This is a genomic window from Peribacillus sp. NPDC096622 (assembly GCF_044762665.1).
Lineage (GTDB): Bacteria > Bacillota > Bacilli > Bacillales > DSM-1321 > Peribacillus > Peribacillus frigoritolerans_B.
This window is the reverse complement of sequence record NZ_JBIWES010000004.1, coordinates 313718-327627: the sequence shown is the minus strand read 5'-3', so window position 1 is coordinate 327627 and position 13910 is coordinate 313718. Positions and strand designations below refer to the sequence as shown.

The following is a 13910-nucleotide window of genomic DNA, read 5'->3' as shown; positions in this document are numbered from 1 at the left end:
TTTCAATTTTTTACGGCTTTATTGGATTATTTATTCTATATATAGTTATCGAAACAGCAGTAAGGAAAGGAATAAACAGTTCAATAATTGGTAAGTAAGGGGACACTCATGAAGGTCTGAAAAAACCTTGGAGGAGTGCCTAAGTTATTATTTGTTCCAAAACTCGTCAATTTCTTGAAAATAAGTATGGAATTAAAGAAAATAAAAAGTCTTTTCTTGATGATGAATTTAGATAATGATAAATAAATTGGATTTTTAGCTAACGGGTGCATCAGCTACGAAATTCTGCGAAAAATTCTAACAGGAGTTAAAATAATGAAGGTACTTATGAGGTATTTTACGTTAATTACTATTTTAACAATAATTTGTGGTTGTCAAAAAAACTATTCTGGAGAATATGTACAATGGGGAGAGACTGTTGACACAAAAAAATTAAAGGAAAATGATATCCCATACGAAATAAAGGATAATAAAGTTTTTATTCCCGAAGATGCCACAAAAAAGGCAACATTTTGCTGTACATAATACAATAATTTTTTTCCTTAAGTAACTAACGTTTAAAGTAACAGTTAAAAAGGAAAATATCATTTTGGACAAGAAAGATTGTGAAATAAGAATCGGAGCTGTCTTTAATGCAGCTCTTTCTTTATGCATCTTTGGCTTATTAAGTTTCCCTATAGCATTGAGCGCGACTTTAACACGTATCAAATATTTCCTCCCCTTTATCCCCAGAAATATGATCTAGGAACAGCACATAGAATAGTATAGAAATAATGCGGATAATGCCGGACATGGAGGGGATGTATTTATATGAGTACCAAATTAATCCGGCAGTTGATAAGGTCAAGGCAACAGGAATTAGTCGAACTTGCTGCTTCATTTATTCGAATTCCATCTGAAAATCCATCGCCCGAGTTTAAGAAGCAGTCAGCAGAAATGGGGCGCCATATTAGCCGATACCTAGCAGCAAAAGGGTTCTTGATTACCGAGCACCGCCGTAGCGAAAATGCGCTGGTTACCGTGGTCTGTGATGCTCCCTTAACAAGGGTACCTGGTCCACGGCTCCTATTTTGTGGACATACAGATGTCGTACCTGCAGGCGATCGTTCACATTGGACCTTCGATCCTTTCTCAGGAGAAGTCAGAGCGGGTATGCTTTTGGGGAGGGGAGCCTCCGATATGAAAGGAGGCTTGGCATCACTGGTTTTTGTGGCTGGACTACTTCAGGAGTTCGCCCCCACTCTTAATTTGAAAGGTAGCCTGGGAGTTATTGCCTCTCCGGATGAAGAGACTGGCGGCATGGAGGTGGCCTCGCTCCTGGAACAAGGATTGATTAAGGGTGATGCTTGCCTGATTGGTGAACCAACGGACCCCTACCATCCGAATGCCGGCGAAAAGGGCAAGGCATGGATGCAGGTGATCATACCAGGTCAGACAGATCATGGCAGCCTACACCCGCTTTATGGAATCTCCGCCATACGAAGAGGGGCAGCCGCGGTCGAAGCACTAACGAAGCTATGGGAGCTTAAGGTAACTCCTCCTGCAGAGCCTTGTCAACTTTTGTACAATACTGAGTGGCTCCTATCTCAGTATCCGGGAAATCCCTTATTGTCACAGTTACTTTATCGACCCTCTTACAATCCAGGTGTAATCCAGGGCGGGACAAATGTGAACGTTGTCGCAGATAAGTGTATCATTAAAGTGGATACCCGGGTTCCATTCGGTATGAAGTCCGAGTTTGTACTTGATGTCGCCAGGAATCTTGTTAGTGCTGCAGCGCCAGGTGCGGTTGTAGAGCCAATGGAACCATGCACTGACCCGAATTGGACCTTAGAGAATCGTCCAATTGTGAGGGCCATGGAACTGGGAATCCAGCGTGTCCTCGGAATGGAGGAACCCGTCTTCAGCGTACTTTTGCTTGGTTCAAGTGATGCCAGTCACTTCCGGCGCCATAGCATTGATACCGTCCTTTACGGTCCTGGGCTGGAATACACCATCCATGGGTACGATGAGCAGGTTTCAGTGGAGAACTTAATAGAATCTGCCGAGATATATGCTGAGACCGCAGTCAAGTATCTTCGGTCATTTTAAATCTATTTTTACTAAAATTTATGTAGGGTAACGTCAGGATTTTGACAATTTATAACGTTAAGATAGAATCCCTTGTATCAATAGGGTCTAGCTGTTGCTATGGGGTCAATATTACCTGAAACAAGGCTTACTAGTGTCTCGTATAACTTGTCTCAACACATTTATCGTTGCTGCACCAACGATATCCACTTCCTGGAACAGCTTAACGTTGTAAACCCGCATTTTCCTGGCGCTGCCCCATAGTCATAAGGTGCAGCCAACATAGTGTAAAAACAGGTCACCAAAAGCAACTTGATCAATATTTAATTATGGATGAACAATTAAAAAATCTTATAACATACCATACTGAAGTTCAGAGTTCTTTAATTAATCAATACTTGGGAGGATTATCATTTACAATAAATAATTACTTCAGACAAATTTCTCCTCATCCTTATTTTAATTATATTAATTTAATGACAAAGAAAAATGAGTTATTTGTACTTATGAATGATAAGGAATTGGAATACGAAGTTTTGGATGAAAATATTAATGAGTCTATAAATGCTAGTCTCACTTAAAGTGCAGCACAATCCACAATATTAGCAATGAGTATATTCTTAGCATTAAATAAATCTCAGAATTGGAGTAAGTTAAATGTTATAGGCATTGATGATCCTTTCCAAAATTTAGATGATATTAATGCATATTCTTTTATAGATGTTATTGCTAATCTAATATTAATAGATAATAGACAAGTAATAATTAGTACGCATGATTCTGATTTTGCAAAGTTATCAGTCAGAAAAATGAACTTAAAACCTGAGGATTATGCATATATCAAAATACAATCTTATACTAGAGACGCTATAGAGATTGAATCAGAACAATACAGATTGTTGGGGGATTAACAAATGAGTTCTTTCTTCAATAAAATCCACTATTTATCTTGTATCACGGTATTTTCAAACTTGCATTATATTACTTATAAAAAACCGCAACACAGAATTTCCGTGTTGCGGTTAAAATTATGTTAAATTAAAGTTCTTTACTTTAACCGACTGTGTTTAGTCTTTTTGAAATAGTTACTTCTGGAGTTAGTATAGTTTCATGGACACATTTTAGTTAAGTCCTTACAATGATTTTTGAGAGGATGTGTCCGTCTTGGAACGTAAAAATACAGGTAAAAAATATAATAATGAATTCAAGAAGACTATTGCAAATCTTTATCACTCGGGTAATTCGGTCAAAGAATTAAGCGGCGAATATGTGAATGGGCATGGGGAAAAGCAAAAAAACAATGTACTCCACATCTCGAAATCCACTTCAAAAAAGCGTGTATGAAAGTCACGTAATCAATCTTCGTATGTATATTGAGTTGCTTTTCATTACCAGACACCTCTCTGATTTGGAAGATCGTATAGTGGCCCTGGCAAATGAATTGGATGAATATAAGATCATCCAATCGATTCCCGGTATCGGAGAAAAACTCGCAGCCACGATTATCTCTGAAATTGGTGAAATCAATCGGTTTAATCATCCGAAAAAACTGGTTGCCTTCGCTGGAGAACCAAGTGTTCACTCATGGGGTAAGTTTACGGCAACCATTAATAGTATTTTAAAAGAGGTTCGAGCAGATACGTCATTCTCTGTATCTTGCCGTACTATGCGGCATAAGAAGTTCAAGGAACAAAAAACTTAAGCCTTCTATGAAAAGAAAAAATCAGAAGGAAAACCGGCCAAAGTGTCAATCGTTCCTGTATGAATAAGTTACTTCATTGGATTTACGCTTTATTAAAGAGAAAAGAAGCATTCCTAGATTTAGCATGATTAACGATATTCCCCAGAATTGCAAATCGCATCAATGTATTTATATCTTTCTAATGCTACTTTAATAAGATTCTTAAGGTTCTCCTCTCGCTCTGTTATTTGCTTAGTGTCATATACTTTCTTTAAATCAAATTTTATATTGTATTTTTCTCGGTACTGTGTAAAATCTTTAGATTTTAATATTAAATTAAATACCTTTTCTGACAAAAACGCATTGTAATAGAACTCTGGGTCAGGTGATTTTACCGTTTTATTAGAAAACACAGCTTTTTCCGGATCAATCTTGTAAATCACAATATTAAAGATATATTTATTACCTTTCCTTTCCAAATTAGCCCAATTTTTAGTATTATTATTATCTCGGTTTAATACAAATTTAACCGTATGCATTCTTATTTTGTTTAACAACTAATTATTAATCTCCACTTTTTTCAACACCTCTAATCAATGAAAGAAAAAGAGTTTAATTACAAAGAGAGAAGCTTTATGTTCTAAAAACCGCTAACCCGGTCAGCTGATGTTCGAAGGAATTCTCCACTTTAAACAGAACTCTAGGCTGTTAAGTGCGATAGTTCAAATAAACACATATAGAATTGGTTCATACAAACGGTTGCTACGAAGTAGTAACAACCATAAGGTAAGAATAAGGTAAAAATATGAATATTTGTATTTTAACATTAATATCGATAGAATATATAAATTTCCTACAACTACAAATAAGATGCATATGATGAAAAATTACAACTTCACCCACAGGTGGAGTCTGCACAAAATGAAGTAGGATTCATACATCAATTGCTTGGAATTACATCATAACCTGTCATTGAACAATCCGTGTAGGTTCTATGTCTCTATCAAATAATTTTTGCACCAGAACCGATAAAAGTCTATCCAAATGGAGTAACTAAATCACATCTAACTTATCAAGCAAAAATGGGGCGTGATAAAGATGGATATGCTTGCGAAAGATAAAAACCTATTTCAACACTTACTTGAAATGTGACGAGTAAGAGTTTTTTGTTATAAACAAAAGGATAAATAGGGGTATGGAAATTATTTGAGGAATGAGGGGCCCATGTGGAAAAATAGATTGAATTTTTTTGAAGTTTAATTGAGAGCGTAAAACACAAAGTATTTCATGTTCCTCGTTTTCAATAATGGCAGCTACTACGTTGATAACTTTTTTCATGGAATCCTCCTATAGTGGTAATACATTGTTATCATATCATTTTTATTTAAAGGATATGTAAAAAGGTGTTTACCCATTTCTATTTTGTATAATCAAGTTATACAGTAATTAGAGGTAGCTTGATAAAGAGGCTATATTACGGAGGTGAAATATGAGCAAGTATGATGCTTTCTATAACTATTTAAAAAGCACCTGGTGGGCAAATGGAGGGTATATTCAATGAGGCAGGATGGAAAGTTCAAAGTGTAGTGTTAGGTGAGTATGTTGAATTTATAAGATGAAAATTTACATAACGCGAATTAAAAAAATGTAGAAGTGAATATGGAGGCTGTTAATTAAACTATTAGGGTAAGGTAGGTACGCAATTTTCTTGAATTAAGGTATGAGTGGTGGATTTTAATGAAAATAGTAAACAAATTACCAAAAAGTAACCAACGTTTACATTTGGACCTAATTAAAAATGGATGGGTTCCGATGAAAGAACCTAAGAATTTAATAAGTGCTATTTTGTTATCTATCCCTTTAATGATCGTCGCTGCCATTATCTCTATTGGGATAATAAATATCTTTTCCAATATTTCTTTAAGCGACTTTGGACTGACATCAAGTTCAATATCAATAACAATTAACCTAGGTATTATCTTTTTGCTAGTCTTCCTTTTAATACTTCACGAATTACTTCATTTGATTTTCATTCCTAATTTTATTAAATCAGAAAAAACATATGTAGGACTTACTCTTTTCGGGGGTTATGTGATAACGGAAGAAGAGATTTTAAAATCAAGGTATATCTTCATTACAATTGCTCCCTTCATGATTATTTCAATAATTTTCCCATTAATATTAGGTGTATTTGGACTATTAACACCGCCACTGAAATTTTTGATAATTCTAAACTCAATGGCATCATCAGTTGATATACTTAATCTCCTACTTATAATTAAACAGGTACCGAATAATGCAATTCTGAAAAGTAATGGACCATACACTTATTGGAAAAAATCACTTAAATAAGAAAACTGTAAATAGAAAGTTTCCTTATTATTTAAGTGAGATTTTTTACAATATTCGGCAAAATATAAGTACTATTTGATTTATACAAAAAGCTCGGTTAGTCAAAAAGCCGAGCTTTTGTTACTCTATTTTTTTCCATTTTTTAAAGCATTCATAATAACATTCGTAAATACTTTTCGAAGTTAACTCCTTCTACTTTAGGAATTTGCTCCAAGGAGGAATCATTGATAGCCTCTGTCAGGAATGCCACTGCGAGCTGTACGGATTTTTCTAGGTTCTCTCCACGCATCATGCTTCCCATAATCACAGATGCAAATAAATCACCAGTACCTGAATAGCTTTCACCGTTATACTGCGTCGCACTATAAAAGGTTCTACTTCCGTCCAAATACATATTTCCGATAAACTGCTTCTCTGAATCTGCTGACGGTGGATTCATTCCAGTGATGATAACCTGAGCTCCTGTTTCTTGCTGCAACATATTCCCGGCTTCTTCTATCGCTTTAATATAGTCCTCTTCGTTTGAATAGCTATGCAGCTTTTCATAAGACAATCCGGTTAATAAACAGCACTCTGTAACATTTGGTGTAATGACATCTGCACGCTTCACCAGTTCTCTCATAAGTACCAGTAATTCATCGGTAAAAAGTTTATAGACTTCTCCTATATCCCCCATTACTGGATCAACAAGTAAAATGGTTTCTTTTGTATAAAATTTATCTAAAAAATGGAAAATATTATTAATTTGCTCTTCACCAGTAACGAAGCCGGTATAGATTCCATCAAAGGTTACATTAAGCTTGCTCCATTCTTCTATGAAGTATTTCATTTTGGATGTAAAATCTTCACAAAAAAAACTTGGATATCCGGTTTGCGCAGTCAATATGGCCGTTGGTAAAGGGCATGCCTGCACGCCCATGACCGAAAGAACCGGAATTGCAGCTGTTAATGAACATTTTCCAAAAGATGATAAATCCTGTAGTACAGCAACTTTTTTCATAATAACCTCCATATGGCCTATCCACTTTAAACTTTATTTATCTTATCATAAATCAGCTAAAAACAGTCATCTCCTCTCTCTTTTCAATACGTATAATATCTGTATTTTTTATCAACTGACCTCATAGTTTTTTAATAAATTGACACTTTTATAGACACCAGTCTTTTGCTAAAATCATAGGAAATTCTAGTTAGGAAGGTTTACAGATATGCAAAATACACAAAGTTATTCAAGGTCAAGTCAAAAAACTATGGATTTAATTATTACCGCAATGTTGATTGCACTTGTGTTCCTATCTACTTTCTTTTTGAATATTAAACTGCCAATTGCCGCAAATGGAGGGTTAGTTCATCTAGGAACAGCTATGCTTTTTATTGCATCTATTTTATTTGGTCCTAAAAAAGCAGCTCTTGCTGGTGCGATAGGAATGGGGTTATTTGATATAGTTGGAGGGTGGGCATTGTGGGCACCTATCACCATTGTGGCGCGTGGTTTGCAAGGATATATAGTTGGTAAAATCGCTTGGTCAAAGGGTCGCAACGGTACTAGCATTGCTTTCAATGTAATAGCAACAATCGTTTCCATTCCATTTATGATAGCTGTTTATTATATTGGTGAAGGGATTCTATACGGTAATTGGATTGCACCTTTAGCTTCGATACCTGGAGATCTCGTTCAAAATATATTAGGAATTATCGTTGCCGTTCCAGTTTGTGTGGCTTTGAAAAAGGTTCCTTATTTTAAGTAAATTCGCTATAAAGGTAAACGTCAAGTAGCCCCCAAATACTACATGGATGGTGTATTTCGGGACTATGTTTTGTTTGCTTCCCTTTTTATCGGTACTCTGCATGCAGAGGGTAAACTAGATGACCACGGCAAGACTTTATCTATTTCTTTTTTATTCGTAAGATCCATATTTGGTAGGGTTTCAAACAAATAGCCAAGATAATGATAGGGACTCAAATCGTACTCTTTTGCCGTTTCAACCACACTATACGGTATCGTTACCATGCATCAGTATCGACATTTCGAGTTAAGATTTGCTAGGCCTTTTATAAAGCTCGGGAATTCGGTGGCCAGCTGGCTGTCATTTATCCTAGGAAAGATAAAAAGGCAGATGATCTTCAACACTTCGCCCGTATTGCCAACTTAGAGATTACGCCTTTTTTTATACCAATCGATTTGGGTGGATACGGCAAACCCTCCATGCCAAGCGGCAAGGCTATAACACTGTTGTGTCCTTTGGAAGAATTATTGAGTTGGCTCAGCATTTGGGAATGAGAGGTGTGATTGTAGAAATCGAGCGTGAAACACTTCGAGAGACCCTTAAACAAACGATAAATTTGTTACGGATTAATCAAAACGAACAGATTAAGGCTAGGCAGAAACAGGAGATTATCAGACGTAGCAATACCATTTTGAAACTATCTACAGATGGTGTAATCTCAATTAATGGGGGACTCCTCCATCATCATTTTTAACCCAGCTGCTGAAAAATTGTTGAACATAAATGCTAAAGATGTCATTGGTCTAAAACGTCAAGAGTTTGAAAAGCATCCTGTGTTAGGACCCTTGCTAGTGGAAGATAGTGAATTAGAGGAAGATTTAATGGACCTCAACGGCATCAAAATTTGGTTAATCGTCGCCTTTTAGGTCGAGGAAACATGGTAGTAAGCTTTCAGACAGCTAGTCATATTCAGACTTTAGAAGGGAAAATTCGTAAAAAAATCCATGACAAGGGACTCGTTGCCCGATACAAGTTCAATGATCTCATTGGTTGTACCTCGGCATTTCAGAAAGTGGTGGATCGTGGAATTCAGTTTGCCAAAACAGATTTTACGGTTTTGCTTACAGGTGAGAGTGGTACAGGTAAGAAATTATTCGCGCACTCAATTCATCAAGCGAGTCGCAGAGAAAAAGGTCCATTTGTCGCAATAAACTGTGCCGCCCTTCCTGATAACCTAGTAGAGAGCGAACTGTTTGGTTATGAAGAGGGAGCCTTCACCGGGGCGCGTAAGGGAGGGAAGTCAGGTCTGTTTGAACTTGCTCATAGAGGGACAATTTTCTTGGACGAAATTGGGGAACTGAGCGTGGTATTGCAAGCCCGGCTCTACGTGTGTTGCAGAATCGAGAGGTAATGCGTATAGGCGGCGATCGAGTGATTCCCGTAGATGTTCGTATTATCGCCGCCACGAATCGTAATCTACTGCAGTCTATTGAGCAGGGGCAATTCCGGGAAGATCTCTACTACCGTCTTAACGCTCTCACACTCCGTCTTCCATAGCTAAATGAGCGATTCGAGGATATTCCGCTATTGGCCAAAAGATTTCTAGAGGAAATCGACAGAACCCATGATCTGCAAGCTAATTTACCGGAATCCTGGTTGCATCTTCTCCAACAATATCATTGGTCTGGAAATGTTCGAGAATTAAAAAACTTCATACAAAGATGTGTTGTGCTAACTCAAAGTGTTAATAATCCGGTGGATGTAGTTATCGACCTCTTACATGAGCAAATAATGGATAAGCAACAAGTAGGGGAGAAGTTTATTACGGTGGAAAAAGGTACTTTGGCAGAAATGGAAAACCAGATTATCAGGAAACTAGACATGACGTCTGGATATGACCGAGCAAAGTTGGCGAAATTCCTTGGGATTAGTCGGACGACATTGTGGACGAAGCTGAAGGAGATGGAATAATGGCGATTCAAAGAAGAAGGGTTGTTTTCTTCCTTTTAGAAATACCTTTAGGCGGAATCTATTAGTATCTAAGACAAGCTTGTCAATCAACGTGTAGTCGATATCAAAGTTTCAGGAATTAAAGCAATTTACAATTATTTATTAGAATATTCCCACAAACTGTTTATAGAAGGTAATGAAGTAATAAGTTTTATATTGGATCGTTTTAAGATGATGCCAAGTATAATTAATATTCTTTTGATACTTTTCAATTCAATTCTGTTTAAAAGTACACTTCTCAAACAAAAAGACGGCAAAGCTTTCTTATAGAAACGCTTAGTCGTCTTTTGATATCTTGTTCAATAGTCGTATTTAAAGAAAATGGATTAAAGCCAGTATAATTTTGTGTATACGCTACAATCTTATTATAAGACCGGATTTCTTCTTATTGGTGGCGGATGATCATGACGTACTGTAATGGGAGCGATCGTTTAAATGTACCGTTTGATATAGATTGATTATTTATAGTTTTTTGCAAAATGGTGATCTTCCCATCTAGTTGTTGACCGATAACCCAGATATTATACGTTAAGTAATTTTCAGTCTAAAAGTCAATTCACTTAATATTCATTTTTTTATTATTGATTTTACTATTTCCTAGGCTATCTGATTTTCCTAAAATATTCTAATGTTCAAACTTTCACAAATTGTTCACAACAATAATGAAAACGCTTACCGTTTTCGTTATATAATATATATATCCTAATTGATTTCATAGTATTGCACCACTTATCATACAAATTTAATAAATAATTGAATAGACAGAAAGGAGATAATCAGATGATCTTGAAATCGTTGAAAAAAAAGGGTATAACAACCATCATTTATTATAAAGAAGGAGTATTAAAAACATGTAAGGGTCAATTGCATAAACTTAACCTTAATGAACAAACCCTTTCCTTAAAGGATGAAAATCAAAAGATTTTCTCTATTCGTTTATCTCGTATTATGGAAATATATTAATTTAAATACTTTCATTTACCATATTAAAATTACAATATATTTATTAATCCCGAATCTTTAGTATTTTACTAGAGGTTCTTTTTTTTATATATGGAAAGCTGGTCAGTTTAGCATTCCTGCAGTTAGTAATTTTTCAGTATTGAAAAAAATGGGGCTCCGCATTTCCGGATTGATAAATATAGTTTTTATACTTTATAGATGGCCAGTATCCTTCGTGTGGAATTTATCAATATGGTGTTCGTAAGAAAGTTTGGGTGCGATTAACTATGGAATGTATGAAAAAATTAATATTTATAAGAGATAATTTTAGGTTTTGTTTCTCCAGGAAATAATCTTCTTTAATATAAAGTTTTCTTTAATTAGCCCCATTAAACCCAATTTACTTCACAAGAGCAGGTTTCGTTATTCCGATCACTAATCTAGTTCGTACAGTTTCAGTAATAATTGATGTCAGATTATAAATTTTGAGATTACGTACGTTCAATTAAGTAAAAAAAGTCTAATTGCTTCCACTGAATAAATGGGATTCCCCTAATAATTAACTATCAATGAATCGTTAAAATTAACGATACGGCAGAAGACGCTTAATTGTTTCATTAAAATTTAAAGTGGTAAATATATATTATGAAACTAGCAGGGAGGTCTTAAAATGAGAGTTCTAGTAATAGGAACAGAGGACATGACCGGAGAGCACGTTGTAAAACAGCTGGCAGACAGGCACCATAGCCCGGTAGCACTGGTGGGAGCAGAAAATAAAGTAGAGGAAATGGTTAAACTTGGAGCAAGAGATGTAGTTTCTTTGGAAAGTAGGGATTTTTCCAGTGCTTTTTCAGGCTGTGAAGCAGTAATCTACCTGAGTAGCGCCAGTCCTCGGACTGGGGAGGGCAAACCAATACTGGTTGACCATCAGTCAGTAATAGACTCAGTTGAGGCTGCTAAGAAACATGGGGTGAAGCGCTTTGTTCTGATGAATACCATGCGATCAAAAAAAATGGAGAACTTAGATTCTAGTACAAACGATGTCAAGTACCACTCAGAAGAGCTATTAAGACAGGAAAAGCTTACATATACGGTTATACGGACAAGTATGCCTGTGGATAAGCCGGGAATAGGTAAAGTTGAAGCTGGAACATCAATTCTGCATGACAAAGGCGAGATACCAAAAGAGGATATTGCTTCTGTATTGGTAAAAGCGCTGGATACTAAAGAAGTATTTAATAAAACGTTCCATGTAACTTCTGGAGAAATTCTGATTGATGAAGCACTCCAAAGATTATAGATGACTTGAGTAACTCGCACAAAAAATAAGAAGCAAAGGGTGATAAAATGTCCAAGTTGAAAAATTACCTTCCTACAGTTTTAAAAGGATCTGCCGTTATAGGGACAGTTACGGCCGCAGCGTACTTTTACCGAAAGGATGATACACAAAAACAACATTCAATCCTGAGGAATTTCCCCCTTATCGGCAGAATTAGATACATGACAGAGCAAATAGGTCCTGAACTTAGGCAGTATTTATTTGAAAATAATAATGAAGGCACCCCTTTCTCAAGAAAGGAATTCGAGGATGTTGTAAAAGCAGGAAAATATAAGGAGCGCTTAATCGGATTTGGATCGGAACGTGACTTCAATGAGGCTGGATACTATATTCGAAATAGTATGTTTCCCAATCTCCGGGAAGAATTGAGAATAGATAATAGCCAAAAAATCAATACAAAGGTATATGAAGTAGATGAGGAAGGTCTATTGACCAGAAAGGAGAAGCGGGAAGATAGACAAATAGAACCGTACTTTTTACGAGACGAGGATGCTGTCATAATCGGAGGGGAAACATGCCGGAATCCCTTTAAATTAAAGGGGCTCGTAGGACAATCTGCAATGAGCTACGGTGCACTCGGTGAGAATGCCATCACTGCACTGTCGAGAGGTTTAGGGCTTGCAGGAGGAACATGGATGAATACTGGTGAAGGTGGTCTTTCCAAATATCATCTTTCCGGAAATCCCGACATCATGATGCAAATCGGTCCGGGACTGTTTGGAGTAAGGACACCAGGTGGGGAGTTCTCCTGGGAAGAATTCAAGAAGAAAAGTGGAATCGAGCAAGTAAAGGCATTTGAAATTAAGCTGGCACAAGGTGCCAAAATCAGAGGTGGGCATATTGAAGGACAAAAGGTGACAGAAGAAATTGCCCAAATCCGATTGGTAGAGCCTGGCCAAACGATCAATAGCCCTAACCGGTTCTATGAATTCAAGAATTTTAATGAATTGTTCGAATTTGTGGAAAGAATGAGGGATGTAGGCGGAAAGCCTGTCGGTATCAAAATTGTTGTGGGGGATCTTGATGCACTTGAGGAAATGACGAAAACCATTAGAGATACAGGTAAAGGGCCGGATTTTATCACGGTGGATGGCGGAGAAGGCGGAACTGGGGCAACCTATCAGGAGCTTGCAGATGCAGTCGGACTCCCAATTATGTCAGCCTTGCCACTTGTAGATGAGATGTTAAAAAAATATGGTGTACGTAACAGGGTCAAGCTGATTGCATCAGGCAAGCTGACTTCTCCAGATAAAGTGGCGGTCGCTTTAGCGATGGGGGCAGATTTAGTCAATATAGCCCGCGGTTTTATGATTAGCGTTGGCTGCATCATGGCTGAAATCTGCCATACAAACCATTGCCCTGCTGGAGTAGCCACAACTGATTCAAAGTTGCAGGAAGGTCTGGTTATTGAGGAAAAACAATACCGAGTCGCCAATTACGTGATTTCCCTCCGCGAGGGGCTATTTAACCTTGCAGCTGCCGCAGGTATAGATACTCCGACCAAATTTGAACGAAAACACATCGTTCACAAGGATGAGTGGGGAAGAGTTTCCCCTGTCCGGGACATCACCCTCACTCCCGAAAAAGTGGAGAAGTTAAGAAATAAGGAAAAAGTGCAGAAATAGAGGGTTGTTTTTTAAAAAAAGGGTTGAAGAAAAACGAAATTGCTTGGCGGGATTTTTATTTTTAGTTTTATTATATAGAAGAAACTCGTCAAAAAGGTAAGCCTTTGCTCAATGCAGCAAAGGCTATTTAAGTGCGTTTGGCATTGGTGGAATGTATATAGGGG

General features: G+C 37.0%; 13 protein-coding genes and 5 pseudogenes. 15 read left to right on the top strand and 3 right to left on the bottom strand.

Annotation, left to right across the window (positions count from 1 at the left end; all coding sequences use genetic code 11):
* The first annotated feature begins 315 nt into the window (after window positions 1-315).
* The 4 genes and pseudogenes from ACIQYG_RS10460 to ACIQYG_RS10445 all read left to right on the top strand — a co-directional run.
* Window positions 316-525 carry a hypothetical protein gene (locus ACIQYG_RS10460; protein ID WP_402837705.1) on the top strand — a complete coding sequence of 70 codons (210 nt, stop codon included), beginning with the start codon at window positions 316-318 and terminating at the stop codon, window positions 523-525.
* Between the two features lie 285 nt (window positions 526-810).
* Window positions 811-2091 carry a M20 family metallopeptidase gene (locus tag ACIQYG_RS10455; RefSeq protein ID WP_402837703.1) on the top strand — a complete coding sequence of 427 codons (1281 nt, stop codon included), beginning with the start codon at window positions 811-813 and terminating at the stop codon, window positions 2089-2091.
* Between the two features lie 1143 nt (window positions 2092-3234).
* A complete protein-coding gene (locus tag ACIQYG_RS10450; protein ID WP_402837936.1) occupies window positions 3235-3414 on the top strand; it encodes a hypothetical protein in 180 nt (59 codons plus the stop codon).
* A pseudogene (locus ACIQYG_RS10445) lies at window positions 3356-3900 on the top strand (transposase); the annotation flags it as partial. The gene ACIQYG_RS10450 and the pseudogene ACIQYG_RS10445, both read left to right, overlap by 59 nt.
* Here the strand turns inward: ACIQYG_RS10445 and ACIQYG_RS10440 are convergent.
* Window positions 3901-4308, bottom strand: a complete 408-nt coding sequence (locus ACIQYG_RS10440) for a hypothetical protein (protein WP_402837701.1) — start codon at window positions 4306-4308, stop codon at window positions 3901-3903.
* 313 nt (window positions 4309-4621) lie between these two features.
* Between ACIQYG_RS10440 and ACIQYG_RS26965 the strand changes: the two are divergent.
* From ACIQYG_RS26965 to ACIQYG_RS10430, 3 genes and pseudogenes are all read left to right on the top strand, one after another.
* Window positions 4622-4716: pseudogene (locus ACIQYG_RS26965) on the top strand (IS6 family transposase); the annotation flags it as partial.
* Window positions 4717-4758: 42 nt separating this feature from the next.
* Window positions 4759-4872, top strand: a complete 114-nt coding sequence (locus tag ACIQYG_RS10435) for an excalibur calcium-binding domain-containing protein (RefSeq protein WP_402837919.1) — start codon at window positions 4759-4761, stop codon at window positions 4870-4872.
* Between the two features lie 616 nt (window positions 4873-5488).
* Complete coding sequence (locus ACIQYG_RS10430) at window positions 5489-6103, top strand: DUF3267 domain-containing protein (RefSeq protein WP_402837699.1); 615 nt, start codon at window positions 5489-5491, stop codon at window positions 6101-6103.
* A 151-nt stretch (window positions 6104-6254) separates the two neighbouring features.
* On the opposite strand, the gene ACIQYG_RS10425 is transcribed toward ACIQYG_RS10430, so the two are convergent.
* A complete protein-coding gene (locus ACIQYG_RS10425; protein WP_053346497.1) occupies window positions 6255-7103 on the bottom strand; it encodes a pyridoxamine kinase in 849 nt (282 codons plus the stop codon).
* A 208-nt stretch (window positions 7104-7311) separates the two neighbouring features.
* Here ACIQYG_RS10425 and ACIQYG_RS10420 point away from each other — a divergent pair, with 208 nt between their 5' ends.
* Window positions 7312-7851 (top strand): ECF transporter S component, encoded by a 540-nt coding sequence (locus ACIQYG_RS10420; protein ID WP_133346028.1) that lies wholly within the window; start codon window positions 7312-7314, stop codon window positions 7849-7851.
* Window positions 7852-7913: 62 nt separating this feature from the next.
* Here ACIQYG_RS10420 and ACIQYG_RS10415 read toward each other — a convergent pair.
* Window positions 7914-8105, bottom strand: a pseudogene (locus ACIQYG_RS10415) (transposase domain-containing protein); the annotation flags it as partial.
* A 450-nt stretch (window positions 8106-8555) separates the two neighbouring features.
* Here ACIQYG_RS10415 and ACIQYG_RS10410 point away from each other — a divergent pair.
* The 7 genes and pseudogenes from ACIQYG_RS10410 to ACIQYG_RS10385 all read left to right on the top strand — a co-directional run bounded on the left by ACIQYG_RS10410 (window position 8556) and on the right by ACIQYG_RS10385 (window position 13746).
* A complete protein-coding gene (locus ACIQYG_RS10410; protein WP_402837690.1) occupies window positions 8556-8756 on the top strand; it encodes a hypothetical protein in 201 nt (66 codons plus the stop codon).
* Window positions 8757-8767: 11 nt separating this feature from the next.
* Window positions 8768-9387 (top strand): annotated as a pseudogene (locus ACIQYG_RS10405) (sigma 54-interacting transcriptional regulator).
* 18 nt (window positions 9388-9405) lie between these two features.
* Window positions 9406-9564 (top strand): annotated as a pseudogene (locus ACIQYG_RS26960) (AAA-type ATPase lid domain-containing protein); the annotation flags it as partial.
* Between the two features lie 57 nt (window positions 9565-9621).
* Window positions 9622-9801 carry a helix-turn-helix domain-containing protein gene (locus ACIQYG_RS26955; RefSeq protein ID WP_483878388.1) on the top strand — a complete coding sequence of 60 codons (180 nt, stop codon included), beginning with the start codon at window positions 9622-9624 and terminating at the stop codon, window positions 9799-9801.
* A gap of 819 nt (window positions 9802-10620) precedes the next feature.
* Entirely contained in the window at window positions 10621-10803 is a 183-nt protein-coding gene (locus ACIQYG_RS10395; RefSeq protein WP_034307388.1) for a YolD-like family protein, read from the top strand.
* A gap of 649 nt (window positions 10804-11452) precedes the next feature.
* Entirely contained in the window at window positions 11453-12082 is a 630-nt protein-coding gene (locus tag ACIQYG_RS10390; RefSeq protein WP_402837685.1) for an NAD(P)H-binding protein, read from the top strand.
* 47 nt (window positions 12083-12129) lie between these two features.
* Window positions 12130-13746 (top strand): FMN-binding glutamate synthase family protein, encoded by a 1617-nt coding sequence (locus ACIQYG_RS10385; RefSeq protein ID WP_402837683.1) that lies wholly within the window; start codon window positions 12130-12132, stop codon window positions 13744-13746.
* The last annotated feature ends 164 nt before the right edge of the window (window positions 13747-13910 follow it).